This window comes from Deinococcus sp. LM3, assembly GCF_002017875.1.
Classification (GTDB): Bacteria; Deinococcota; Deinococci; order Deinococcales; family Deinococcaceae; genus Deinococcus.
Genome location: NZ_MUFV01000001.1, coordinates 2,893,506 through 2,918,296 on the forward strand (window position 1 = coordinate 2,893,506; position 24,791 = coordinate 2,918,296).

The window sequence follows — 24,791 nt, forward strand, 5'->3', positions numbered from 1 at the left end:
CCCTGCCGCGTGACCTCGCGCCCGTGAACAGTCGCGGCGCGCGGAATGTGCGACTCTGGAGGGCGTGACGAGCAGGCCCAAGCAGAAGATCAGACTCAACCGACCCTCCGGGGCCGCCGCCTCTCCCGCCAGCAGCGGCATCAGGAATGCCGCGCCGCCCGCCCCGGCCGCGCCGTACACGGACGTGCGGCCCGCCCGGCTGCCCGAGAAACTCGACCGGCTGACCGTGCTGACCAAACCCGGCGTGCGAGGCTTCCCCGACGTGGACGCCGCGCAGGCGCTGCTGGCCCTCACCATGCGCCGCGACCGGGTGCGCGGCGACGTGCTGGACCTGAGCGCCATGGGCGGCCTGATCGGCACGCTGGCCGGCGTGCAGCTGCGCGCCGTGGAAGGCAGCGCCGCCGCCCTGAAGGTCCTGCAGGCCGCCGGACTGGACGCCCACGCCGCCATTCCCGGTGATCCTCTGACGGACCGCTGGCCCGAGCGCGCCCGCACCGTGTGCGTCGTGCTGGCCGGCGACCGTGGCAACGCCTACGCCGAGGCGCAGGTCGCCTGGGCGCACGCCTGCACCCCGCCCGGCGGGACGCTGTACATCGCCGGGGACCGCGACAAGGGCTTCGACCGCTACGTGCGCGCCGCCGGGAAGGCCTTCGGGTCCGGCGAGACCATCGCCCGCGACGGCGGGATGCGCGTGGCGAAACTGGTGCGCCGCCCCGGCCCCACGCCCCCCCAGCCCGACCCCGAGGCCTTCGAGGCGTTCGGCGTGAGCGTCGTGGGCCTGCCCGGCGTGTTCAGCGCCGGGAAGCCCGACAAGGCCACCACCCTGATGCTGGGCGCGCTGGACAGCCTGGACCTGGATGGCCTGGACGTGCTGGACCTGGGCTGCGGAACCGGCATCATCGGCGCGTGGGCCGCGCGGCGCGGCGCGAACGTCACGCTGGTCGACGGCGACCTGCCCAGCGTCCGCAGCGCGCAGGCGACCCTGGCCGCGTCCGGCCTGACCGGCGAGGCCATCCACTCGGACGTGGACGCCGCGCTGGGCGACCGCACCTTCGACGTGATCCTCACCAACCCGCCCTTCCACGTGGGCCGGGGCGTGGTGCTGGACGTGGCCCGCGAGTTCATCGCGGCCGCCGCGCGCCGCCTGCGTCCGGGCGGCACCGTGCACCTCGTCGCGAACGAACCGCTCCCGTACGAGGCGGACCTGTCCCGGATCGGCCCGGTCCGCGAGACGCTGCGTGAAGGCGGCTTCAAGGTCCTCTCGGTCACGCGCGCCTGAACCGCCCACCCCCCACCGGGAACCTTTGCGGGGCGGGCCGCGTATTCCGCTTGATGGCCCGCCCCTGCGTTCACCCCACCCGCACGCGCCGCCCTGCGGCGGCGACCTGCCGCGCCCTGCCCGCTGTTTTGCGCGTTTGCTAGACTGACGCGTTCCGGTGACCGGCTCCGGCCGACTCCGCAGGGCTTCCGTCCCACCCACTTCACCGTTTTGCCGGTTCCACCGTTGTCCGCCAAGTTTCTTCATCACGTTCCAACCGAGCCCCAGGAGGCCGCATGGCAGATTCCCCCACCGTCCGCACCCGCAAGAAAGTCGAGGCGCCCACCGACGCCGCTGCCCCCACCCCCAAACCGGCGGTCCGGGCGCGCGCACGCGTGGCGGCCCCCCGCGAGGACGGCAGCGATACCAGCGCCCCCACGGCCGCGCCGAAGGCCGCTGTCAAACCGGCCGCCAAACCCGCCGCGAAACCGGCCGCGCCCGCCGCCGAGACCGCGCCCGCCCAGCCCGCAGCGGACCAGCCGGCCGTGACCGGGGCGCCCAAGGCCCCCGCGAAGAAAGCGGCCCCGAAAGCCGCCAAGCCCGCCAAGGCCGACACGGACACCACCGACGAGGCCGCGCCCAAGAAGCCGGCCCGCAAGGCGGCCGAACCCAAGGCCGCCAAGCCCAAGAAGGCCGCCGACGCGCCCGCCGCTCCGGCCCGCACGCCCGGCAAGGTCACGTCCCGCGCCGCGAAACCCGCGCCGAAAGCGGCCGCGCCCGCCAAGGGCGGCGTCGCCGAGAAACCCTACTACGCGCACGGCAGCATTCAGGAACTCCTGAAAGCGGGCCGCGCGGCCGGGGTGCTGGCCAGTGAGGACATCGCCACGGCGCTCGCCGCCGCCCTCGAGGCCAACGGCCTGGACCCCGAAAGCCCCGACGCCTTCGAGGACATGCAGCTGTTCCTGGCGTCCATCAACATCGAGGTGCAGGACCTCGACGAGGACGAGGACACCGACGCCGACGACGATACCGACGACAGCCCCGTCGCGGCCGCGTCCGCCTCGCGCCAGCAGGAAGACGACGAGGAGAAGTACTTCGACGACATGCCCCGCGCGGTCAGCAACGACCCCGTGCGGCAGTACCTGCACGAGATCGGCCGCGTGCCCCTGCTGACCCTGGAAGAGGAGATCGCGCTGGCCCGCCGCATCGAGGAGGGCGAGGAAGCCCGCAAGATTCTCGACGAGGACCTGGAACTCGACGACCGGGGCCGCCGCCGCCTGATGCGTCAGATGGAGGACGGCGCCGCCGCCCGCCAGGGCCTGATCGAGGCGAACCTGCGTCTCGTGGTGTCCATCGCCAAGAAGTACACCGGACGCGGCCTGGGCTTCCTGGACCTGATCCAGGAAGGCAACCAGGGCCTGATCCGCGCGGTCGAGAAGTTCGAGTACCGCCGCCGCTACAAGTTCAGCACGTACGCCACGTGGTGGATCCGTCAGGCCATCAACCGCGCCATCGCCGATCAGGCGCGCACCATCCGCATTCCGGTGCACATGGTCGAGACGATCAACAAACTGACCCGCACCGCCCGGCAGCTGCAGCAGGAACTGTCGCGCGAGGCGACGTACGAGGAGATCGCCGAGGCGATGGGCCCCGGCTGGGACGCCAACAAGGTCGAGGAAGTGCAGAAGGTCAGCCAGGAACCCGTGTCCCTGGAAACCCCCATCGGTGACGAGAAGGACTCCTTCTACGGCGACTTCATCCCGGACGAGAACCTCGACAGCCCGGTCGAGAACGCCGCCAAGACCCTCCTGAGCGAGGAGCTGGAGAAGGCCCTGAGCAAACTCACCGAGCGCGAGGCGATGGTCCTGAAGTTCCGCAAGGGCCTCGTGGACGGCCGCGAGCACACCCTGGAAGAGGTCGGCCAGCGCTTCAGCGTGACCCGCGAACGCATCCGCCAGATCGAGAACAAGGCGCTGCGCAAGCTGAAGTACCACGAGAGCCGCACCCGCAAACTCCGCGACTTCCTGGACTGAAGACCAGTCTGCACTGAAGACCCGCCACCCCGACCTTCCCACCCCGACCGCCCCGCGCCTGCCCAGGCCGGGGCGGTCTGCTGTTGTGGGCCGTGACCGCCACGCGTTCCGGACGGGCGCGCACACCTGCGGGAACCGGGGCGCGGGTGGGCGCGTATCCTCGGTCAGTCATGATCTTTCCTGTTTCTGTGGCGGGCCGGTGGCCCGACTGTTGCCGGTGTCGCCGCACGTGGGGCGCCGCGTGTTGAACGCCGCGCCCCTGGGCGTCATGGTCCCGCCCTGGACGGCCTTCGGGCTGGCGCTGCTGCCATTGTGTCTGGCCGGGCTGCTGCCGTTCTGGTCGGTGGCGGCGCTGTGCGCTCTGTTCGCGCTGGGCGTGCGCTGGCCCGCCTGGGCGCAGGCGCGCGTGCTGGGCACGCAACTGCTGATCGGTCTGGGCCTGCTGTCCGGGCTGCCCGGCAGTCTGGGCGACGGGGCGGCGCTGGTACGGCTGGCCGGGCTGTACCTGCTGGCCAGTCTGGGCGGTTTTGCCCTGAGCGCCGCCGCGCACGCCCTGGAGGACGGCCGCCGCCGCGCCCTGCTGGTCCCGCTGGCCCTGGGGCTGCTGGCCCCGCAGGTGGGCGTGCCCCTGGCCCTGCTGGGCGGCGCGCTGGCCCGCCCCGGCCCGGACGCCCGCCGCGCCCCGCTGACCGCCCCGGAACCGGCCCGCCGCTGGTGGGGATTGCTGGCGCTGGGAGCCGCGCTGCTGCTGCTGCTGGCGCTGCTGCTACCCACATCCCCGGCCGGACCGGGTGGCCGGGACGTGGCTGGTCCCCCACCCGTCAGTGAGACGGTTTCAGGGACGCCCACCCCCGACGTCGCCCCGTCATCCGGTGGCCGGCCGGCCGGAGCGCCGCTGCTGCAACCCTTCCAGCCGCCCGTGACCCTGAACCTGGGTCAGGCGGGCCTGCCGGTGGAACTCATGCTGCTGGGCGGCCTGCTGCTGGCGGGCGCGGCTCTGGGCGTGCCGGCGCTGCGGCGCTCGCGTGGGCAGCCCCCCCACCCGGCCGAGTGGCTGATCGTCGCGGGCCTGCTGCTGACGGGTCTGCTGTGGGTGGTGGCGGCCGTCCTGCTGTACCTGGGCGAGTCGGGCGGTTCGGCGGCGCTCCTGCCGGCCGCCCGCGAAACGCAGGGACGGCCGGGAGCCGGAGGGAGTCCCGCCAGCGGGGACGCGGCGCGCGTGATCGACCTGTCCTGGCTGCTGCCCACGCTGATCTGGTCCACGCTGGCGTTGACGCTCGCGCTGGCCGGGGCGCTGCTGTGGCTGCGGCGCCAGGGCACCCCGGACCCGGCCCTGCCCACATCCCCAACAGAAGGGCCCGCCGACGCGCCCGGCACCCAGGCCGCCGCCACGCACCGGGTCCGGGAGGCGTACCGCGCCGCGCAGACCGCCCTGAGCGCCGCCGGGTGGCCGCGCGCGGCTGCCGAGACACCTGCCGCGTACGCCGCCCGCCTGGGCGCGCTGCACGCCCCACTGGCCGCGCCGCTCGCCACCCTGACTGCCGCGTACGAACCGGTGCGCTACGGCGGCCGCCTGACCGACGAGGACGCCGCGCAGGCCGAACAGGCCGCCGACCTCCTGACCCGCACGCTCCCCACCCTGCCCCCCGCCCCCACCGAGGACACCCCATGACCCAGACCCTGACCCCCACCACTTCCGCCCCCGCCCCCACACCGGACTTTGCCCGCGCGGTCCTGGAGAACGTCGCCCGCGTCCTGGTCGGCAAGGAGGCCGTGACCCGCCTCGCGCTGGCCGGCGTCCTGGCGGGCGGGCACGTCCTGCTGGAGGACGCGCCGGGCACCGGCAAGACCATGCTGGCCCGCGCCCTGGCCGTCAGCCTGGGCCTGGATTTCCAGCGGGTGCAGTTCACGCCGGACCTGCTGCCGGGCGACGTGACCGGCGTCAGCGTGTTCCGCCCGCAGAGCGGCACCTTCGAGTTCGTGCCCGGCCCGGTCTTCACCGGGGTGCTGCTGGCCGACGAGATCAACCGCGCCACGCCCCGCACGCAGTCCGCGCTCCTTGAGGCGATGGGGGAGGGGCAGGTCACGGAATCCGGCGTGACCCGCCCCCTCCCGGCGCCGTTCGTGGTGATCGCCACGCAGAACCCCATCGAGAACGAGGGCACCTACCGCCTGCCGGAAGCGCAGCTGGACCGGTTCCTGCTGCGCCTGTCGGTCGGGTACCCCACCCACGAGGAGGAAGTGCGGATGCTCGCCCGCCTCCAGACGCAGCACCCGATCGCCACGCTGGGGGCCGTCACCACGCCCGCCGCGCTGCTGGACGCGCAGGCGCAGGTCCGCGCCGTGTTCGTCGCGCCCGAGGTGCAGGCGTACCTCGCGCGCCTGAGCGCCCGCACCCGCACGCACCCCAGCGTCACCCTGGGCGCCGGGCCGCGCGCCAGCCTCGCCCTCCAGGGGGTCGCGCAGGCCCTCGCGTGGCTGGCCGGGCGGTCCTTCGTCACCCCGGACGACGTGCAGGCGGCCGCGCCCGGCGTCCTCGCCCACCGCCTGAGCCTGCGCATCGAGGCGCGCCTCCAGGGCGTGCCCGACCACGCCATCGTCACCGAGCTGCTGAAGGCCGAACCCGTGCCCGCCGAACTCGGCGCGCCGCCCGCCCGGTGAACACCCTGTCCGTTGTCCTGACCACCGCCCTGCCCTGGTTGCTGCTGATCGGCGCGGTCCTGGCCGCCCTGTGGTGGGGCTCGCGCCGACCGCCCGGCGTCAGCGTGGAACGCGCCGTGTCCGCCACGGGGTTCGAGGGCACCCGCGTCCCGCTGACCGTGCGCGTCACGCTGCGCAGCCGCCGCCCCCTGCGCGTCCTGCTGGACGACCCCACGCCGCGCGGCGTCGTTCCGGCCGTGACGCCCGAACTCAGCGTGCGCCTGCTGGGCCACGCGGAACACGACCTGACCACCACCCTGACCCTCAACCGGCGCGGCGCGCACACCTGGCCCGGCGGCACGCTGCGCTGGGCCGACCCGCTCGGGTTGTTCTGGCACTCCGCGCCGCTGCCCGCCCCGCCCACCACCCTGGACGTGTTTCCCGGCACGCACGGATTGATCCTGCCGGACCTGCTGCGCCCCCTGCTCTCGGAAGGCACCCTGACCCGCCGCGTGGGCCTGGACGACCCGCTGAGCCTGCGCGGCGTGCGCGACTACGTGTCCGGAGACCCGCCCGGCCGCGTTCACTGGCGCCTCAGCGCCCGCACCGGCACCCTGACCGTCCGCGAACCCGAACGCACCGCCGCGAGCAGCCTGACCGTGTTCGTGGACACCAGTAGCGGGGGCGAGGTCTTCGTGGACAGCGCCGCCCGCCTCGCCGCCAGCCTCGTCCGTGAGGCCGCCAGCCTGGGCCTGCCCGTCGCCGCCGCCACCCGCGACACCCTGAGCCCCAGCGGCCGCGACCCGCTGTCCATGCAGGCCGCCCTGCGCCTCCTGGCCCGCCTCGCCCCGGACGCCGCCCCGCCCCGCCTGCCCCCCACCCGCAGCGGCGGGAACCTGATCCTCCTGACCGCCAGCCCCGGCCCGGACCTGCTCACCCAGGCCCTGCACGCCCGCGCCACGGCCGCCCGCGTCACCATCGTCGCGCTGCCCGAAGGCTTCTACCTGGAACCCGGCGAGACACCCCGCCGCCAGTGGACTGGCCTGCCCGACACGGTGCGCGACCTCGAACGGCGCGCCGCCGCGCTGGCCGGGGCCGGCATTCAGGTCGTGGTACTGCGCGGCAACCAGAGCGTCCTGACCCTCGGCTAACCTGCGAGGGCCAGCCAAGCTGCGGGAGCCAGCATGCAGCCGACATGAAGAACGCTTTCAGGCGGCCCCCCGCCGCGCGCGGTAGCGTAAGCCATGACCGACGACAGACGCCCCGACGCCACCGACGCCCAGCCCGACAGCGGCGAGATCCGTAACGTCGACCTGCAGTTCATGGGCAAACCCGACGAGCAGAAAGAACTCGAAGCGGCCGTGGAAGCCGAAAGCCGCGCCCCCGGCGAATACCAGGAACGCGGCATGGACAAGCAGGACGTCGCCTCTGCCCAGAGCATGGACGCCAGCGACCCCCCCAGCACCAACATGGGCGACGAAGACTGAACCCAGTCTCACCGCACCACCCGGCCCCCGCTGTCCCTCCCAGGAAGCGGGGGCCGCTGCGTTCAGGACTGATCCACTCCGCTCAGTTCCAGGATGCGGGCTGCCACGCGCGGCAGCGCCCCCGCTGGGCCGATGCGGGTCAGGCCGTCCAGCGCGGCGCGGGCCTGCACGGGCGGCTGCGCGGCCCGCGTGACCGCCTGCGCCACGGCCTCAGGGTCCGGCGCCACGATCATCAGGGCGCGTCCCAGCAGCCGTGCCTGCCGCCGCGCGAATCCGGCCGTGAACTGCGGCCCGTCCGTCGGGAACGCCACGACCGGCACGCCCAGTCCCGCCAGTTGCTCGTTCGCCGTACCGGACGTTCCTACGGCCACAGTCGCCGCGTGCGCCACCGCTCCGAAGACCCGCCGCAGGACCGTCACGCGCGTCTGCCCGTCCGTGACTTCTGCCTGCTCGGGTCCCTGGACCGCCAGCGTCCACCCGTCCGGGAGGGTCAGGGCGTCCCAGTCGTGCGGCCACGCCACCAGCGCCTGCCAGCCGGGCAACCGCGCGGCGGCGCGCAGCATCAGCGGCAGGCTCTCGCGGTGATCCTCCCGCGATCCTGGCAGCAGCGCCAGCACGGGCCGCCCATCCAGCGGTAGCGGGCGTTCCGGGGCGCTCAGCACGTCCATGGCGAAACTTCCGGCGAAGGTGGCCCGCACACCCCGCGCCGCGTAGTACCGCGCCGTTGCGGCGTCCCGGACGAACACGGCGTCCGCGCGGCGGGCCAGGACCAGCTCGTACTCCATCGGGCGGTTCGCGCCCAGCGCGTTCAGTTCCGCCAGCGCGCCCCGCACGCCCAGCCCCTCCAGGTACTGCGCGCTCAGCAGCGGCTGCACATGCACCAGCCGCGCGCCCGCCCGCCGCGCCGCCAGCGTCCCGACCATCAGCGCGTAGGCGTCCCCGACCACCACAACCACCCGCGCCGCCCGCGCTCCCCGGCAGGCGTCCGCCCACTGCCCCAGCGACTCGCTGATCAGTCCGGCCCGCAGGTCCGCGCGCAGGTTCGCGGCGCTCCCGAACGGGAACCCCCCGCTGGGCAGCCGCAGCGTGCGCCCCACCTTGACCGCCCCGGCCCGCGCGTACGCCTGCCCCTCACCCACCAGCGGCGCGTACCCCACGCCGACCCGGCCCCGCAGCCGGGCCGCCAGCGCCGCCCCGATCAGGTCCTCGGCCGTGCCGTTCGAGATGAACAGCACGCCGGGCGGGGGAGAAGAGCGGTCGTTCTGCGCAATCGTCACGCAGGCCAGAATAGCCGCGCGGCGACTCATGGTACGAATGAGGGAATGACCGTCCACCCAGCCGCCCCTCCCGCCCGGCCGCCCACATGAGCGAGTTCGACGAACTTCAGGCCGTCATCCGCCGGCACGCCGACGCCCGGCAGGCCGAGCAGCGCGCCTGCGAGGCGTTCCTGAACGCCCTGTACCACGCCCTGCGCACCGCGAGCGGGCCGGGGTTGCCGCTGAACAACGTCACGCTGGAATTCAGGCCCGACCCGGACCTGCGCCTGCGGCCCGCCCCGACCGGCAGTGCCCACGCCGCGTGGCTGCGCCTGGGCCTGTGCGAGGTCCTGGTCCGCGTACGCCGCAGCGACGGCGCGTTCGTCGGCGAGTACGGCTCCGGCGGCACCTTCCGCCTGGACAGCACCACCGAGGACGACCTGCTGGCCCTGGCCCGCACCCTGCTGCGGCACGTGACCGGCGTGTACGGCGGCGTGACGACCACCGCCCCACACCTGAACTGACACACTCCGATTGAAGGGGCTGCAAAGACCCTTCAGTCCGAGCGGAGCGAGTAGGAGAAAAACGGGTTCCGGACGTGGAGCTGACAGATCGGTGGTGTTCCGATCTGTCAGCGAAACAAACGGAATCCGTAGGACACACACTCCGGCAGACCGGCGCAGCAGAGCGAGGGGGAGCAGGATGAAACCGCTCCTGCCGGCGGCCGGGCAGCAGCGCCCGCCATGGTCGCGGCCCCGCCGGACCCCGGCAGGTCGGGGTGGGCGGGGCCGCCAGGGGACGGTGCTGACAGCGGGGGTTTACAGGTCGACGTTCCGCAGGAAGGCGGGAATGTCGTAGTCCTTGGGGTCGTAGTTGCTGCCGCGCACGGGTTTGACCATGGTGTCGATCACGCTGGCGCGCAGGCTGCCGGCCACGGCGCCCGGCACCTCGTTGAAGCCGGTGGCGATCACGGTGACGCGCACCTCGTCGCCGGCGGCCTCGTCGGGGGTGATGCCGAACAGGATGTCGGGTTCGTCGAAGCCGGTGGCCTCGCGGATCTTCTCGACGATCTCGTTCGCGTCGGTCATGGACAGGTCGTAGCTGCCGGTGACGTTCACGAGGATGCGCCGCGCGCCCTCGATACCGCGCTCCAGCAGCGGCGAGTGGATGGCGCTCATGGCGGCTTCCTCGGCGACCTTCTCGCCGCGGCCCGCGCCGATGCCCATCAGGACGGTGCCGCTGCCGGCCAGCAGGTTGCGGACGTCCGCGAAGTCGAGGTTGATCATGCCCTCGACGTTGATGACGTCGCTGATGCCCTTGACGCCGTAGTACAGCACGCGGTCGGCGATCAGGAACGCCTCGCGGAACGAGACTTTCTTGTCCACGGCGGTCAGCAGTTTCTCGTTGTTCACGACGATCATGCCGTCCACGCGGGCCGCGAGTTTGCTGATGCCTTCCTCGGCCACGCGCAGGCGTTTGGGGCCCTCGAACTTGAAGGGCCGCGTGACGATGGCGACCGTCAGGATGCCCATCTCGCGGGCGATCTCGGCGACGACCGGCGCGCTGCCGGTGCCGGTGCCGCCGCCCATGCCGGCCGTGATGAACAGCATGTCGGTGCCTTCGAGGTACTCCTTGATGCGTTCGCGGTCCTCGAGGGCGGCCTTCTCGCCGACCTCGGGGTCTGCCCCGGCACCCAGACCGCGGGTGAGGCGGTCTCCGAGTTGAATGCGGATCTCGGCGTGGCTCTTGGCCAGCACCTGGGCGTCCGTATTTCCGGCGATGAACTCGACACCTTCGAGTCCGGATTCAATCATGCGGTTGACGGCGTTGTTGCCCGCCCCGCCCAAGCCAATCACGCGAATTCTGGCCGCTTGCATCATGCTCTCCTTACGACACGGTCCGGCGCCCCGCGGGCGGGGCCGACCGTTCTACTGCGGTGCAGTTTAGCGCACGATATCAGAGGACGCGCGCAGGCCCGTGCGGGCTTCCGCGTACGTCCTCGGCCCTGCGGGCGGGAGACGGGCTTGATTGCGCCGTGGCTCCCGCCCGCAGGGGGGTCGGTCGTTACATCCAGTCTTTGAACCACCCGCGAATCCGGTCGCCCAGTCCCTGCGCGGGTTTCGTTTCGGGTTTCGCGGCGGTCGGCACGGCGGGCGCGGGCGCCGGCAGGTCGGCCGCTGCGGGCGTCTCCGCGACGGGCTGGGCCGGGCGCGGCTCGTCGTGCGAGGTGTAGATGGACGCCGGAACGCGGCCGTCCTCGCCGATGCCGTACAGCACCAGCCCCACCCCGGCGGCGAAGCCGGGCGCGGCGACGATGTCGGTCAGGCCGCCGATGCCGCGCGGGCGGCCCACCCGCACCGGCAGGCGGAAGCGGTCGCGGGCGAGTTCCGGCGTGCCGCGCAGCAGGGCCGCGCCGCCGGTCAGGATCACGCCCTGCGCGACCAGTTCGACCGGGCCGAGCGTCTGGTCGATCTCGTCGCGGATCATGCCGAAGATCTCGGACATGCGCGGCTTGATGATGCGCGACAGTTCGAAGGCCGTGATGGCGTGCGTGCTGCCGGACGACGTGGTGATCTCCAGCGTCAGGTCCTGATCCGCGAGTTCCGGCAGGGCCGCGCCGTAGCGCCGCTTGACGTTCTCGGCTTCCTCCATGGGAATCTTGAGGATCTGCGCGAGGTCGGCCGTGACGTGCTCGCCGCCGATGGGAATGCAGGCGGAGTGCGCGAGGTTGCCGCGTTTGAACACGGCCACGTCGGTGGTGCCGCCGCCCATGTCGACCACGACGACCGTCTGGCCCTGCTCGGCGGCTTCCAGGGTGGCGAGGCCGCTGGCCAGGGCGTGCAGCGCGAAGCCCTCGACGTGCAGTCCGGCCTCCTGCACGCAGCGGCGCAGGTTCAGCAGCGGTCCGGCGGTCCCGGCGACGATGTGCACGTCGACTTCCAGGCGGACGCCGTGCATGCCGACCGGGTTCTTGATGCCTTCCTGGCCGTCCACGACGTATTCCTGCGGGAGGGTGTGGATGATTTCCAGGTTCGGGTCGAGCGGCACGGCGCGCGCGTTCTCGATGGCGCGGTTCACGTCGCTCTGCACGATCTCCTGGTTGCGGCGGATGGCGGCCAGACCGTGGCTGGTGATGGCCTTGGCGTGGTTGCCGGCGACGCTGACGAACACGCTCTCGACCTTCACGCCGCTGACGCGTTCGGCGGTCTGGATGGACTGACGGATGGCCTGGGTGGCCCGTTCGAGGTTCACGACGCTGCCGCGTTTCATGCCCTCGCTGTGGACCGTGCCCTCGCCGATGATGTCGACGGTGCCGCCCTCGGCGACCTCGCCGATGACGGTCGTGATTTTCGTGGTGCCGATGTCCAGGCCCACAATAATGGTGTTGTCTTTCATTCCTGGACGCTCACCCCCCAGGGGTAGATGGAAATGTCGCTATTCGGATACATGCTGATGCTCCCAGCATACTTCAGTAGGGCCTGCAAGTCGCCACTCCAGACCGACCCGGAAGGCAATTTCACGCTCAGGCCGGTCGGCGTGAACACGACCGACTGCACATTGTAGCCGGACAGCGCGCCCAGCACGCGCAGCACATCCGGCAGGCGGTCCGGCCCCCACCCGCTGACCAGCGGCAGCGACCCGGAGAGGGCCGCGCCGGGCAGCACCGTCCCGTCCGCCGCCGCGACCACCACCGACCCGTCGGGCCGTGCCAGACGCACGCGCGGCATCCGCTCGGTCACCTCGACCCGCACCGTGTCCGGGAACACCCGCACCACGCGGGCCGACGCCACCCACGGACTGTCCAGCAGCCCACGCGCCCGCCACGCCCCGTAGTACAGCCACCCGAACCCCTCCCGAAGCCCCGCGAGTTCCTGCACCCGCGCCTCCGACAGCCGCGCGTTGCCCCCGACCTGCACCGTCCGGACCGGCAACGCGAACCACGCGCCCACCCCGGCCCCGGCGACCAGCGCGGCCGCCAGCAGCGGACGCCATCCCCGCCACGCCCGGAGTCGCCCACGCCGCGCCGGACCCTCCGGCGTGACCTCGCCGCCCGGGTCCGGGACAACCGCAGCGGGAGGCTGAACGGTCAGCGGGGCGGGCGGAACCGTGCCGTCCGGTGCGTCCGCGACGGTCGGGGCGGCGCGGCGCCGGGGCAGCTGCAGTCCCCGGCGGGCGCGCGGCGCGGCCTCGGTCGGCGGCGCGTCCTGGCCGGGCGGATCGAAGGTCAGGTTGACCGGAGGGGCCTGCGGCGCGCCGGTCGGGGCGGCGTCCGGGGTGACCCGCCGGTTGCGGCGACCCGCGCCTCCTGAACCGTCCGTCACAGCGCCGTGCCGTCCTGGGGCGCGGCGGACCGGTTCGGCTCGGGCAGCTGCTCGGGCCAGAGTTCGTACTCGAGTTCCATCGGCACCGGCACCCGCTCGCGGATCACGCTGAGCAGCGCGTGCACGTCGGCCGCCGTCGCGCCGCCCAGGTTCACGATGAAGTTCGCGTGCTCCGGCGCGATCAGGGCGTTCCCGACCCGCGTGCCCTTCAGACCGGCCTCGTCGATCAGCCGCCCGGCACTCACGCCGCCCGGATTCTTGAACGCGCAGCCCGGCGTCTTCATCTTCGGCTGGCCCTTGCGGGCGTTGTCCGCGAAGTCCATCTTCTCCAGCACCGCTTCCGGGGTACTGCGCCGCAGCCGCAGCCGCACGCGCGACACCACGTGGTTACGCGGAATGCCGCTGTCCCGGTAACCCCAGTTCAGGTCGTCCGGCGTGACCTGCCGCGTGCCCTGCGGCGTCACGATCTCGATGGTGTGCAGGCCGTCGAACATCTCGCCGTAGCGGGTGCCGGCGTTCATCCACACCGCTCCGCCCACCTGCGCGGGAATCCCGACCGTGCCTTCCAGGCCACTCAGGCCCAGCTTCTGAAGCTGCCGGATCAGGCCAGGCAGGGGCACGCCGCCGCCCACCCAGCCGGTCACGATCTCCTCGGCGCTGCTCAGGTGCGGGTCCGGCTCCAGGTCCCGTTCGGCCAGCGGGCCACTCAGGCGGATCACGCGCTCCGGTACGCCCTCATCGGCGATCACGAGGTTGCTGCCGCCGCCCAGGATGCGGTACGGCTGTTCCATCGCCTCGGCCAGTTGTGCGTGGTCGGACACGAACCACACCTCGGATTCGCCGCCCACGCCCAGCGTCGTGAAGCGCGCCAGCGGCAACCGCTCCACGCGCGCGCCCGTGCGGCTGACCGGCGCGGCGCTCACGCCGTCCCCCCGGCCAGTTCACGCGACAGTTTCCACACGTCCCCGGCACCCATGGTCACGATGATGTCCCCCGGCGCGGCCGAGGCCCGCAGTACCCGCAGAATCTCGTGGCGGTCCGGCAGGTACGTGACGCCCGCGTGGCCGTTGTCCAGCATGCGCCCCGAGATCAGGGTCGCGTGGATGCCCTCGATGGGCGCCTCACTGGCCGCCGCGATGTCCATCAGCAGCACCTCGTCGGCGTCCATCAGCGCGTCGGCCAGCCGGGGCCAGGACTGCTGCGTCCGCAGGAAACGGTGCGGCTGGAACACGATCCGCACGCGCCGCCCGGTCTGCCGGGCCGCCTGCACGGCCGCCGCGACCTTCGTGGCGTTGTGCGCGTAATCGTCCACGATCAGCGCGCCGTTCAGTTCCCCGATCCGCTGCCAGCGCCGCCCCGGCCCCCGGAACGCCCCCAGCGCCAGGGCCGCCCGCGCAAAATCCCCGCCGTGCAGGTGCGTGACCGCCAGCGCCGCCAGGGCATTCAGCACGTTGTGCGTGCCGGGCAGTCCCACGCGCGCCTCGCCCAGCACCTCGCCCCGGAACGACACCGTGAATGACGTGCCGTCCTCGTCCGGGCGCAGGTTCACGGCTCGGTAGTCGGCGCCCCCGGCCTGCCCGTAACTGAGGCGTTCGGGCGCGCCTGTCACCAGTTCATCCAGCCCCGGCCAGTCGGCACACAGCAGCACCCGTCCGGACTGCGCCACGAACCGCGCGAAGCCCGCGTGCTGCTCCTCGACCGTCTCCCAGTACGTGGCCTGATTGCCGCCCACGTGATCGTCCTCGGCGTTCGTGAACACGGCCGTCCCGCAGCCCAGTTCCGCGAAGGCCCGGTCGGACTCGTCCACCTCGGCCACGAACGGCCCGGCACCCACGCGGGCGTTACTACCGAACTCCGGGACGATCCCGCCCACGAACGCGGACGGGTCCAGCCCCGCGCCCTGCATCGCCACGGCGATCATGCTGGTCGTGGTCGTCTTGCCGTGCGTGCCGATCACGCCCACGCTGGGGCCGGCGCGCAGCAGGTCGCCCAGCAGCGCCATGCGCGGCCGCACCAGCGTGCCCGAGGCGTGCGCCGCCACGAGTTCCGGATGATCTTTCGGAACCGCTTCCGACGCCACCAGCACGTCCACCGGCCCGAACGGCGCGTCCAGCACGTGCGCCGCCGCGTGCCCGGTCGCCACGGGAATCCCCTCGGCCTGAAGCTGCGCCGTCAGCTCGGTCACGGACTCGTCGCAGCCGCTCACGCGGTGCCCGGCCGCCGACAGCAGCCGCGCGAAGGCGCTCATGCCGATGCCGCCCACGCCCATCAGGTGGTAGTGCAGCGGAGCGGACGGCTGGGTGGCCCCCGCGCGACCCGGCGCGGAGGAAGAAACGGATTGGGACGCCACGGACTCGCCGGGCGGTGTCAGCTGGGGGGATAGATCAGTCATGGGAGGTCAGGGGTGGCCCACTAACGCAGGTGCCGTTCGATCAGATCCGCGAACCGCCCCGCCGCGCCCACCTGGGAGCGCCCGAGGGCCGCCTCACGCATCGAGGCGCGCGGACCCGCTGCCGCACACTCTAACACCGCCTGCCCCAGCGTTCCGGGAACGTCCTTCTGCTCCACCACGCGCCCCGCCCCGGCCTGCTGCACCGCCACGGCATTGTGGAACTGGTGGTTCTCGGCCGATTCGGGCAGCGGCACCATGATCAGCGGCACCCCGTGGAACGCCGCCTCCGCCAGGGTGCTCGTCCCGGCCCGCGTGATCGCCAGGTCCGCCACCGACCACGCCGCGACCGCGTCCACGAAGCCCACGGCCTCGTACCACTCGAGGTCCTTCACGCCGCGCGCCACGTCCGCCAGCCAGCGCGGCCCGGTCGAGTGCAGCACCTGCACGCCCCCGCCCGCCCGCGATCCCGTGAAATCCAGGTCCACGCTCAGGCCACCGGCACTGGCCGGCGCGGACAGCAGCCCCTCGCCGCCCAGCAGGTGCCGCAGCGTGTCCGGCACGGCGTTGTTCAGGAACAGCGACCCCTGCGACCCGCCCATCACGAAGATCGTCAGCGGGCCGTCCTGCAATCCCAGGCGTTCCAGCGCCTCGGCACGCGGCATCCGCGTCTCGCGGACGGGCATGCCCACCAGGGACGCCCGCTTCGGGTCCAGTCCGATCACCCGCTCGTACGCTGTGCCGACGGCCCGCGCGCCCCGCACCGCCAGCCGCTGCGTCAGGCCCAGTCGCGCGTTCTGCTCGTGCAGCACCGTCGGCAGGCCCAGGCTCTGCGCGGCCAGCACGCCCGGCAGGCTCGCGAAGCCCCCGTACCCGACGACCGCGCCGGGCCGCGTGCGCGCCAGGAACGACCGCGCCTGCGCCACGCCCTGCCCGGCCCGCAGCAGCTCACGCGGGTCCGGGCGGCCCTGCCCGCTGCGCGCCAGTTTCCCGGCGTCCACCCCGTGAAACGCGAGGCCCTGCTCGGCCGCCACGCGCTCCTCCATGCCGCCCCGCTGCCCCAGCAGCAGCGTCTCGTGCCCGCGCGCCATCAACTCACGCGCCGTCGCCACCGCCGGGTAGATGTGCCCACCCGTGCCACCTGTCGCCATCACAACCAGACTCATTGCGGGCGAGTGTAGCCCGTGAGGGATAGGGGATGCAGGCGGCGGGCAGCGTGAAGGGCAACAGCATGGGGCGGGAGCCGCCGCCCCCGCCCTGAATCCGTTCCTGCAACCCGCTCCCGGCCACCCGCCCGCTCAGTCGAACAGGTCGCCCAGGCTCTTGCCGCCGCTGCTGCTGTCGCCGCCCATGCCGTGCTCGAACTCCTCGTACGGCTGCACGACCACGAAGCCGTCTCCCTGGAAGACCATCTGGTACGTCTCGCCGCCGCCCCGGCCGATCATGGAACGCAGGCTGGAATCCATCCGCAGCTGCGGTTGCAGGTTCCCGCTCCAGGCAATGGTGGCGTTCGGGTCCGTGAAGATCGGTTCGTTCGGCGTGACCCGCAGCGTCAGCGGCTTGCCGTGGCTCAGGATGGCGACCAGTCCCTGCCCCTGCACCTTCACGCTGAACAGCCCCCCGGCCGCCATGCCCGCAATGCGGCGCTGCATGGTGATGTCATACTGCACGCTGTCCTCGAAGGCCAGCAGGTCGTTGCCGTTCACGTTCAGGCTGTCGCCCGCCAGCCGCAGGATCTGCACTTCCTTGCCCTGGTCCGCCAGGTACGCCACGCCGCGCCCCTCGATCTTCGCCAGCGGACTCATCTCCTGCGACACGGCCCGCTTTAGGGCCTTCATCAGGCCGCCTTCCAGGGTGCCCTCGCGCTTGAAGGTCAGGTTGCCCTTGTAGGCGACCATGGCGCCCAGCTTGCTCCAGATGCGCCCGTTCACCTTCACTTCCAGCATCTTGCTGCTTTCCAGCTCGAACACGTCGCCGGGATTGTCCCGCTCGGCGGTCTGCGCCAGGAAGTCGCGGAGGCTGTACGTGCCGTCACTGCCGGGGTTCATGTCTGTCATACCTGTTCACAGTACGACGCGGCGCGTGCCTGGGTTCCGGGTGCTCATACGGACTCCGATTGGATGGCTTGCAGAGCCGTTCAAGCCCGGCGGATGCGACTCGTAGAGCTGCCCCACAGAGTAGGAACAGACGGAATCCATCAGAGGTAACGCGCCGTGACGGACCGCTCCACGCCGCGCAGTCCGGCCGGGGGACCGCTGTACAGCACCTCGCCGCCCGCGCGTCCGCCTTCCGGGCCGAGGTCGATCAGCCAGTCGGCCTGCCGGATCACGTCCAGCTGATGCTCGATCAGGATGACGCTGTTGCCGCCGTCCACCAGCCGGTCGATGATGCCCAGCAGCAGCCCGATATCGCTCAGGTGCAGGCCCGTGGTGGGTTCGTCCATGACGTACACGCTGCCGCGCTTGTGCAGTTCGGTGGCGAGTTTCAGGCGTTGCGCCTCGCCGCCCGACACGGTGCTCAGCGGTTGCCCCAGCGTCAGGTACCCCAGCCCCACGTCGTTCATGGCCTGCAGGACCGCCCGGACGGGTTTCTCGGTGAAGAACGCCAGCGCCGTCTCGGCGGTCATGTTTAGCACGTCGCTGATGGACTGCCCCCGCAGCTGCCAGCGCAGCACGTCCGGGCGGAAGCGCTGGCCCTCGCAGACCTCGCAGGTCGTCGAGAGGCCCTCCATGAACGCGAGGTCCGTGTACACGACCCCCAGCCCGGCGCAGTTCGGGCAGCTGCCTTCCGAGTTGAAGCTGAACAGCGCGGGGCTCTGGCCGCTGGCCTTCGCGAACGCCCGGCGGATGGGGTCCATGATGCCGGTGTACGTGGCGGGCGCCGAGCGGCTGTTGGTGGTCACGCGTGACTGGTCCACCACGACCGCGTCCGGGTGCAGCGGCAGGAACACGTCGTGAATCAGGGTGCTCTTGCCTGATCCGGCCACGCCCGTCACGACCGTCAGCACGCCCGTGGGAATGTCCACGCTCACGTCCCGCAGGTTGTGCCGCCGCGCGCCCTGCACGCGCAGCCACCCGGTCGGGGCGCGCACCTGCTCCTTCAGCGGCAGCGGGCGACCCAGGTGCCGTCCGGTCAGGGTGGGGGCCTGCAGCAGCGCCGCGACCGGTCCCTGGAACGTCACCTCGCCCCCACGCACGCCCGGCCCGGGTCCGATGTCCACCACGTGATCGGCGGCCAGGATCACGTCCGGATCGTGCTCCACGACCAGCACCGTGTTGCCCTTGTCGCGCAGCGCGCCCAGCAGCCCGGTCAGGCGCGACACGTCCCGCGCGTGCAGGCCCACGCTGGGCTCGTCCAGGATGTACAGCATGTCGGTCAGGCTGTTGCCCAGGTGCCGCACGAGTTTCAGGCGCTGGCCCTCGCCGCCGGACAGGCTGGCCGTCTCGCGGCTCAGGCTCAGATACCCCAGCCCGATCTCCACGAGGTGAGACAGCCGCTGAGCGAGGTGCCCCGCCACGCGCGCCGCCGCCGGGTCGCTCAGACCCCGCAGGAACGCCAGCAGTTCGGTGGCCTCCAGATCCGAGAGTTCCGCGATGTTCCGCCCCTCGATCCGCGACTCCAGCGCCGCTGCGTTCAGGCGCGCCCCACCGCAGACCGGGCAGGTGCCGCCCGTCACGAACTGCTCGAACACCGCGCGGCTCCGGTCGGACATGGCCGCCGCGTCCTTCTTCAGGTACATCCGCCCGAAACGGTCCACCAGTCCCTCGTACGTCATGTTGATCTCGCCCAGCGACACCTTCAGGTCCCGGCCGTGCAGCAGCAGGTGCAGGTCGTGCTCGGAGTAGTCCTGCACGGGCCGGTCCAGGTCGAACAGGCCACTCAGCGCGTAGGTCTTCCACAGCCACTTACCGGGCCTGAAATCCGGGTGCTGGATCGCCCCGCCGTTCAGGGACAGGCTCCGGTCCAGCAGGCGATCAAGGTCAAGCTGCGTGGTGCGCCCGATGCCCTCGCACTCCGGGCACATGCCCTGCGGCGTGTTGAACGAGTACGCGAACGCCGGACCCGCCGACGGCTGCCCCACGCGGGAGAACAGCACCCGCAGCGGCGCGGCGATGTCCGTGTACGTGCCCACCGTCGAGCGCGCCCCGCCCCCCACCCGCTTCTGGTTGATGACCACCGGAGCGTTCAGGTGGCTCACGCTGTCCACATCCGGCTGTCCGTAGTGCGGCAGGAAGCCCTGCACGAACGCCGTGAAGGTCTCGTTCAGCTGCCGCTGCGCCTCGGCGGCCAGCGTGTCGAACACCAGAGACGACTTGCCGGAACCCGACACGCCGGTAAAGACCGTCAGTTGCCGCTTGGGAATGTCCAGCGAGACGTTCTTCAGGTTGTGTTCCCGTGCGCCCCGCACCTCTATGAATGCCCGGTCTGTCATGTCTGTGCCTCCCTGTGCCTCTCCAGCGTCTCTGAGCATCATGTGAAAATCCCCCACGGGAGAGCTTCATGGAAGCTTCACCGAAGGGGCTGTTCGGGAGGGCGTTCAGCCGGTCAATCCAGCCCTGTCAGGTTAGGCCCATCATGTCAACAGGGTGCCGATGCGGCGCAGCACCTCCTGGATGGTATTCAGGTCGGTCGCGTAACTCAGGCGCACCTGTCCCGGCGCGCCGAAATCCGTGCCCGGCACGACCGCCACGCGCGCGTCGTCCAGGATGCGGCGCGCGACTTCCAGTTCGTCGGTGTGGATGCGGTCCGTGTTCGCCATCACGTAGAACGCGCCCTGCGGGGTGGGGGTGGGCAGTCCCAGGGCGTTCAGGCCGTCGACGATCACGTCGCGCCGCTCGCGGTACGCCCCGCGCGCCATGTCGATAAAGCGCGCCGTCGCCTCGTGCCCCTCCAGGGCGGCCAGCGCCGCGTACTGCGAGACGCTGCTGGCGTTGCTGGTGCTCTGGGATTGCAGGGCGTTCATGGCGGCGATCACGCCCTTCGGTCCGCCCGCGTACCCGATACGCCAGCCGGTCATGGCGTACGCCTTGCTGGCCCCGTTGATGGTCAGCGTGTGCTCCGGCGCGTACAGGCCAATGCTGACCTGCCGGGCGTCGTACACCAGATGCTCGTACATCTCGTCGGTCACGATGATCAGGCCATGCCGCTGCGCCACGCCCGCCACCGCCTCCAGCACCTCCGGCGTGAACACCGCGCCCGTGGGGTTGCCGGGGCTGTTCAGCACGATCATCCGCGTCCGGGGCGTCACGCGCGCCTCCAGCTCGTCGGGATCGAGCAGGAACCCCGACTCCGGCGTGGTCGGCACGGCCACCGGCACCGCGCCCGTCAGGGCCACCATCTCCGGGTAACTCACCCAGTACGGCGCGGGAATCAGCACCTCGTCACCCGGATTCAGCAGCGCCATGAATGCGTTGAACAGCGCCTGCTTCCCGCCACTCGTGACCGTCACGCAGTCCGGCGCGTAGCTCAGACCGTTCTCTCGGGAAAACTTCGCGCTGATCGCCTCGCGCAGCTCCGGAATGCCGTTCACGGCCGTGTACTTCGTCTTGCCAGATTCAATGGCTGCAATGGCCGCCGCCTTCACATGCGCGGGCGTGTCGAAATCCGGTTCGCCCACGCTCATGCTGATCACGTCCACGCCCTGACGCCGCAGTTCCAGCGCGCGGCTGGTCACGGCGACCGTCGAGGACGGCTTGAGGCTCAGGGCACGGTCAGACAGCTGGAAGGGGCCACTCATGCCCCGCAGGGTACAGGTGGCCTGCACGGACAGGCGCGAGAGGTTTAGAAGCGGTACGTCAGGCCCAGACGCAGACTGGGGGAGGTCAGCGTCAGGTCACGTGGCGGCTCGGGCGGCTGACCCGGTGCGGGTGCCCTGTAGTTGGTGACGGCCTCCCGGAACACCGTGTACCGCATCCCACCCTCCACGAAGAAGCCCAGATCGGGGCGCGTGCGGCTCCGGTACCCGCCGACCACGCCGGCGCGCCAGCCACCCTTGCCCGCCAGGATCAGTCCGGCGGACGGCCCGCCGTACCAGCCCGTGTCGGCGCGGCTGAGCAGCAGGTCGGCCGACACGACCGGACCCAGCAGCACCAGACCGTCCACGCCCAGGCGCGGCGCAACTGTGAGCGCCCCGACACGGCCCACCGGGGCAGACACGGCCAAACTGCCGAATGGCACGATGGTTTCCAGGCCCAGCCCCGCCCAGACGGTGGGTCGCTCACGGGTGTCGGCGGCCATGGTCTGCGCCGCCGCGAGGCTGCCGGTCAGGGGCAGCAGGGTCGCCAGGGTGGTTTTCAGTAAAGACATCTTCAGGGTTCTCATGCTGCTGGTTATCGTAACAGCGCGCGACTACAGGCACTGCCGCACATGAGACGGCGGGAGCCACGCTGCCGTGACTCCCGCCGCGCCCGGAGGGGCGTTCAGTGCAGCAGGCCGATGGAGCGGGCGCGGCTGACGGCCTCGGTGCGGTCCCCGGCGTCCAGCTTGGCGTACAGGCGCGCCAGGTGGTCCTTGACGGTGTCGGGGCTGACGCCCAGGTTCTTGGCGATTTCCTTGTTGCTGTAGCCCTGGGCCAGCAGGGGCAGCACCTCGGATTCGCGGGGTGTCAGGCGGGGCACGTCCACGTGCGGCAGGCGGTCCACGTCGGGGTTCGCCACGATGTCCCGCAGTTGCCGCGCCAGACTTTCCGGGTCGGTTTCCTTGCTGACGTACCCGCGCGCTCCGGCGGCTCGGGCGGCCTGCACGATGGCCGGCTCGGCGAAGGTGGTGATCAGGACGCTGACCAGCCGGGGGTTGCTCTGGCGCAGGCGTTCGCAGACCTCGATGCCAGTCATGCCGGGCATCTTGACGTCCAGCAGCGCGGCGTCGGGTTGCAGGGCGCGGCAGGCTTCCAGGGCGGCCAGTCCGTCGCTCGCCTCGGCCACCACGTCGAATCCCTGGTGAATGAGTGCGTATTTCAGGCCCATGCGGAACAGGGGGTGGTCGTCGGCGATCACGAGTCTCATGGTGTTACCTCCGGAAGTTCGAGGGTGAAGCGGGTCAGGGCGGCGGGCGGAGCGGGCAGGTCAGGGCTGTTCTGGTCGGGGCTACGTGGTTCGGGGTCGGGAGGGACGCCCGGTGGAGCGCGGTCGTAGTGGAGGGCCCCTCCGTGCGCCTCGGCGATGCGGCGCACGATGAACAGTCCCAGTCCGGCGGTCCCGGCGGTGTACTGCTGCCCGGCGATGGTTGTGGGCTGGGCGTTGAACGGCTGCGCGAGCGTGTCGAGCGGGGCGGGCAGGCCGGGGCCGTCGTCGGTGACCTCGATGCCGCGCGGCGTGACCTTCAGTTCGACGTGCGTGTGGGCGTAGCGCAGGGCGTTCACGGCGAGGTTCGTGACGGCCCGGTCGAGGACGGTGGGGTCCGCGCCGGCGTAGCCGTGCCCGCTGACGGTCAGGGTCCGGCCGGTCGTCTGCGGGGCCAGCCGGGCCGCCACGTCGTCCAGAACGGCGCGCAGGTCGGTGGGCACGAGCTGCACGGTCACGTCTTCCTGCTCGAAGCGGTGCGCGTCGGCCATCTGCTGCACCAGCGCCAGCAGCCGCGTCGTCTCTGCCTGGATCTGGTCGCCGACGGCGCGGCGTTCTTCCTCGGGCAGCGGCAGGGTGGTCAGGGCGCGGGTGAGGTGGCCGGTGGCGATCAGCGGCGTCTTCAGGTCGTGGACCAGCGTGGCCATGAAGGCGTTGCGGCGGCCCTGTTCGGTGCCGAGGCGGTCCAGCAGGCCGCTGAACGCGCCGCGCAGCGCGAGGATCTCGCTGGGGTCGTCTGGGTGCGGCTGCGTGAAGTCGCCGCGTTCGACCTCGTTCTGTAGGCGGCTGACCGAGCGCAGCAGCGTGCCGCTCAGGACGTAGCCGACCAGCGCGCACAGGCTGCCCACGACCAGCATCCAGGCGAGCAGGGTGCTGGTCGGGACGCTGGGGCGGGCGGTGACGGTCAGGACCACGTTCGGCAGGAACGCCAGCATGAAGATCACCAGCGTGAACTGTGCGCGCAGGGTGCTGCGGCCCAGCGCCCCGCGCCGGGTGGCGGGGGCGGTCGGGGCAGTTGAGGCGCGGCTCATGGATCTCAGGGTACGGATTGTCTTCTGACAGAAAACTCACGCCCGCCGGTGGGCGCGCGGGTCTGTCAACCCCCCACCCCCGTCAGCTTCCCCCGCCAGGAAGACAGACGGCAAAGAGAGAAGGAATCTTTCACGATCCAGAAAAATCGTGAATACTTTCACTATATATGCAACAAGAAAGGGGGTGAGTCACCCCACCCCCCGTCCGTTCAGGCCTGAGGCTGCTGCAGCTGCGGGCCGTTCTGGGCCACGTAGCCTTCCAGGGTCGCGTAGTCATCCTGGAAGTGCATCAGCACGCCGCCGAACAGCGTGTCGAAGGTCTCCTGGGGCATCTCGGCCAGGGTGGGGTAGAAGCCCACGTACTCCAGCCACACGTTGCCGTCGGCGTCGATGGAACGCGCGAAGGCCCGCTCGCGATTGCGGTCGTTCAGCATGTTCACGACCTCGTTGCGGCGGTCGTTGTACTGCTTCTGGGTCACGCAGGTCACTTCCAGACGGCTGGTGTTGTTCGGGCCGTCGTTCACGCTGACCAGCACGGCCGCGTCGCCCATCTCGAAGCGCCAGCCCATGCGGATGAACCGCTGACCGTTGTTCTCTTCCATGTCCAGCTGAACTTCTTTTTCCTTGAGATACTTCGCAAGGGTATCCAGGGTCAGCAGAGCCGTTTCCATCGTCATTGAAACCATCCTCCTCGGTGGGTGAAGCACATCAGTGAAATCTGTCTGTGGTTGAAACCCGGCCGATTCTAACACCCCCGGCGACAGCCGCGCGCTTCAGGGTCGGCTCAGGACACTCAGGGTCACGGGCGCGACCCCCTCGCTCAGGATGCCCAGCGCCGCCGCCGCCTCACGGGACACGTCGATCACCCGCGACGCCACCCCGAACGGCCCCCGGTCGTTGATCAGCACGTCCACGCTGCGGCCCGTCCGCGCGTGCGTCACCCGCACCCACGTCCCGAACGGCAGCGTCAGGTGCGCGGCCGTCATGACGGTCCGTGCGTCCCGGCGGCCCCCGTAGTACACCGCCTGCCCCTGCTGGAACACCGCGTCGGCCGCGCCCACCCCGGTGGCCCGCACGGTCGCCACCTGCCCCGTCCGCGGCGCCGGCACCTGGGCCGCGCGGCCGTCCGGCACGTTCAGCACGTCACCCGGCCGGATCGCCGCGCCCTGCCCACGGTTCAGGTCCAGCAGCGCCTGCACGCTCACGCTGTGCGCCCGCGCGATCTCCCACAGGGTATCGCCGGCCTGCACGCGGTAAGAGCCGGCCTGCGCCGACCCCAGCGCCGCCGCCAGCGCGGTGGTCGCCAGCACGGCC

At 71.6% G+C, this 24,791-nt stretch carries 22 protein-coding genes; 7 read left to right on the forward strand and 15 right to left on the reverse strand.

The features are described from left to right. The first annotated feature begins 64 nt into the window (after nt 1-64). From BXU09_RS13650 to BXU09_RS13675, 6 genes are all read left to right on the forward strand, one after another. Entirely contained in the window at nt 65-1,279 is a 1,215-nt protein-coding gene (locus BXU09_RS13650; protein WP_078304156.1) for a class I SAM-dependent methyltransferase, read from the forward strand. 275 nt (nt 1,280-1,554) lie between these two features. Further along, nucleotides 1,555-3,291, forward strand: coding sequence for an RNA polymerase sigma factor RpoD (gene rpoD, locus BXU09_RS13655; RefSeq protein WP_078304160.1), 1,737 nt, complete (start codon nt 1,555-1,557; stop codon nt 3,289-3,291). A 199-nt stretch (nt 3,292-3,490) separates the two neighbouring features. Beyond that, nucleotides 3,491-4,963: a DUF4129 domain-containing protein gene (locus BXU09_RS13660; RefSeq protein ID WP_078304163.1), complete on the forward strand. Its 1,473-nt coding sequence runs from the start codon at nt 3,491-3,493 to the stop codon at nt 4,961-4,963. Further along, nucleotides 4,960-5,952: a MoxR family ATPase gene (locus tag BXU09_RS13665; protein ID WP_078304167.1), complete on the forward strand. Its 993-nt coding sequence runs from the start codon at nt 4,960-4,962 to the stop codon at nt 5,950-5,952. The genes BXU09_RS13660 and BXU09_RS13665 overlap by 4 nt, the downstream gene beginning before the upstream one ends. Beyond that, nucleotides 5,949-7,082, forward strand: a complete 1,134-nt coding sequence (locus BXU09_RS13670) for a DUF58 domain-containing protein (RefSeq protein WP_240501252.1) — start codon at nt 5,949-5,951, stop codon at nt 7,080-7,082. The genes BXU09_RS13665 and BXU09_RS13670 overlap by 4 nt, the downstream gene beginning before the upstream one ends. A gap of 93 nt (nt 7,083-7,175) precedes the next feature. Then, nucleotides 7,176-7,418 (forward strand): M-like protein, encoded by a 243-nt coding sequence (locus tag BXU09_RS13675; protein WP_078304168.1) that lies wholly within the window; start codon nt 7,176-7,178, stop codon nt 7,416-7,418. A 62-nt stretch (nt 7,419-7,480) separates the two neighbouring features. On the opposite strand, the gene BXU09_RS13680 is transcribed toward BXU09_RS13675, so the two are convergent. Further along, entirely contained in the window at nt 7,481-8,695 is a 1,215-nt protein-coding gene (locus BXU09_RS13680) for a lipid-A-disaccharide synthase-related protein (protein WP_240501254.1), read from the reverse strand. An 86-nt stretch (nt 8,696-8,781) separates the two neighbouring features. Between BXU09_RS13680 and BXU09_RS13685 the strand changes: the two genes are divergently transcribed. Next, nucleotides 8,782-9,198, forward strand: coding sequence for a hypothetical protein (locus tag BXU09_RS13685; protein ID WP_078304173.1), 417 nt, complete (start codon nt 8,782-8,784; stop codon nt 9,196-9,198). Nucleotides 9,199-9,492: 294 nt separating this feature from the next. On the opposite strand, the gene ftsZ is transcribed toward BXU09_RS13685, so the two are convergent. The 14 genes from ftsZ to BXU09_RS13755 all read right to left on the reverse strand — a co-directional run bounded on the left by ftsZ (nt 9,493) and on the right by BXU09_RS13755 (nt 24,787). Beyond that, complete coding sequence (gene ftsZ, locus BXU09_RS13690) at nt 9,493-10,551, reverse strand: cell division protein FtsZ (protein ID WP_055362691.1); 1,059 nt, start codon at nt 10,549-10,551, stop codon at nt 9,493-9,495. Nucleotides 10,552-10,738: 187 nt separating this feature from the next. Continuing rightward, the gene (gene ftsA / locus BXU09_RS13695) at nt 10,739-12,070 is read right to left on the reverse strand and encodes a cell division protein FtsA (protein ID WP_078304176.1); all 1,332 of its coding nucleotides are present in this window, start codon (nt 12,068-12,070) and stop codon (nt 10,739-10,741) included. Further along, nucleotides 12,067-12,996, reverse strand: a complete 930-nt coding sequence (locus tag BXU09_RS13700; protein WP_240501256.1) for an FtsQ-type POTRA domain-containing protein — start codon at nt 12,994-12,996, stop codon at nt 12,067-12,069. The genes ftsA and BXU09_RS13700 overlap by 4 nt, the downstream gene beginning before the upstream one ends. Then, a complete protein-coding gene (locus BXU09_RS13705) occupies nt 12,993-13,919 on the reverse strand; it encodes a UDP-N-acetylmuramate dehydrogenase (protein WP_078304179.1) in 927 nt (308 codons plus the stop codon). Before BXU09_RS13705 ends, BXU09_RS13700 begins: the two co-directional genes overlap by 4 nt. Then, nucleotides 13,916-15,265 (reverse strand): UDP-N-acetylmuramate--L-alanine ligase, encoded by a 1,350-nt coding sequence (gene murC, locus BXU09_RS13710; protein ID WP_240501354.1) that lies wholly within the window; start codon nt 15,263-15,265, stop codon nt 13,916-13,918. Before murC ends, BXU09_RS13705 begins: the two co-directional genes overlap by 4 nt. 143 nt (nt 15,266-15,408) lie before the next feature. Then, complete coding sequence (gene murG / locus BXU09_RS13715; protein ID WP_078304184.1) at nt 15,409-16,551, reverse strand: undecaprenyldiphospho-muramoylpentapeptide beta-N-acetylglucosaminyltransferase; 1,143 nt, start codon at nt 16,549-16,551, stop codon at nt 15,409-15,411. A 132-nt stretch (nt 16,552-16,683) separates the two neighbouring features. Beyond that, nucleotides 16,684-17,442: an AIM24 family protein gene (locus BXU09_RS13720; protein WP_078304186.1), complete on the reverse strand. Its 759-nt coding sequence runs from the start codon at nt 17,440-17,442 to the stop codon at nt 16,684-16,686. Nucleotides 17,443-17,582: 140 nt separating this feature from the next. Next, complete coding sequence (locus BXU09_RS13725) at nt 17,583-19,817, reverse strand: excinuclease ABC subunit UvrA (protein ID WP_078304190.1); 2,235 nt, start codon at nt 19,815-19,817, stop codon at nt 17,583-17,585. 141 nt (nt 19,818-19,958) lie between these two features. Beyond that, nucleotides 19,959-21,122, reverse strand: a complete 1,164-nt coding sequence (locus BXU09_RS13730; protein ID WP_078305042.1) for a pyridoxal phosphate-dependent aminotransferase — start codon at nt 21,120-21,122, stop codon at nt 19,959-19,961. A gap of 44 nt (nt 21,123-21,166) precedes the next feature. Continuing rightward, nucleotides 21,167-21,706, reverse strand: a complete 540-nt coding sequence (locus BXU09_RS13735; RefSeq protein ID WP_144012126.1) for a hypothetical protein — start codon at nt 21,704-21,706, stop codon at nt 21,167-21,169. A 98-nt stretch (nt 21,707-21,804) separates the two neighbouring features. Next, a complete protein-coding gene (locus BXU09_RS13740; RefSeq protein WP_078304194.1) occupies nt 21,805-22,389 on the reverse strand; it encodes a response regulator transcription factor in 585 nt (194 codons plus the stop codon). Next, nucleotides 22,386-23,477 (reverse strand): HAMP domain-containing sensor histidine kinase, encoded by a 1,092-nt coding sequence (locus tag BXU09_RS13745; protein WP_078304196.1) that lies wholly within the window; start codon nt 23,475-23,477, stop codon nt 22,386-22,388. Before BXU09_RS13745 ends, BXU09_RS13740 begins: the two co-directional genes overlap by 4 nt. A gap of 209 nt (nt 23,478-23,686) precedes the next feature. Next, nucleotides 23,687-24,154: a YbjN domain-containing protein gene (locus BXU09_RS13750; RefSeq protein ID WP_055363090.1), complete on the reverse strand. Its 468-nt coding sequence runs from the start codon at nt 24,152-24,154 to the stop codon at nt 23,687-23,689. Nucleotides 24,155-24,250: 96 nt separating this feature from the next. Further along, a complete protein-coding gene (locus tag BXU09_RS13755) occupies nt 24,251-24,787 on the reverse strand; it encodes an RlpA-like double-psi beta-barrel domain-containing protein (protein WP_078304199.1) in 537 nt (178 codons plus the stop codon). Nucleotides 24,788-24,791: the final 4 nt, after the last annotated feature.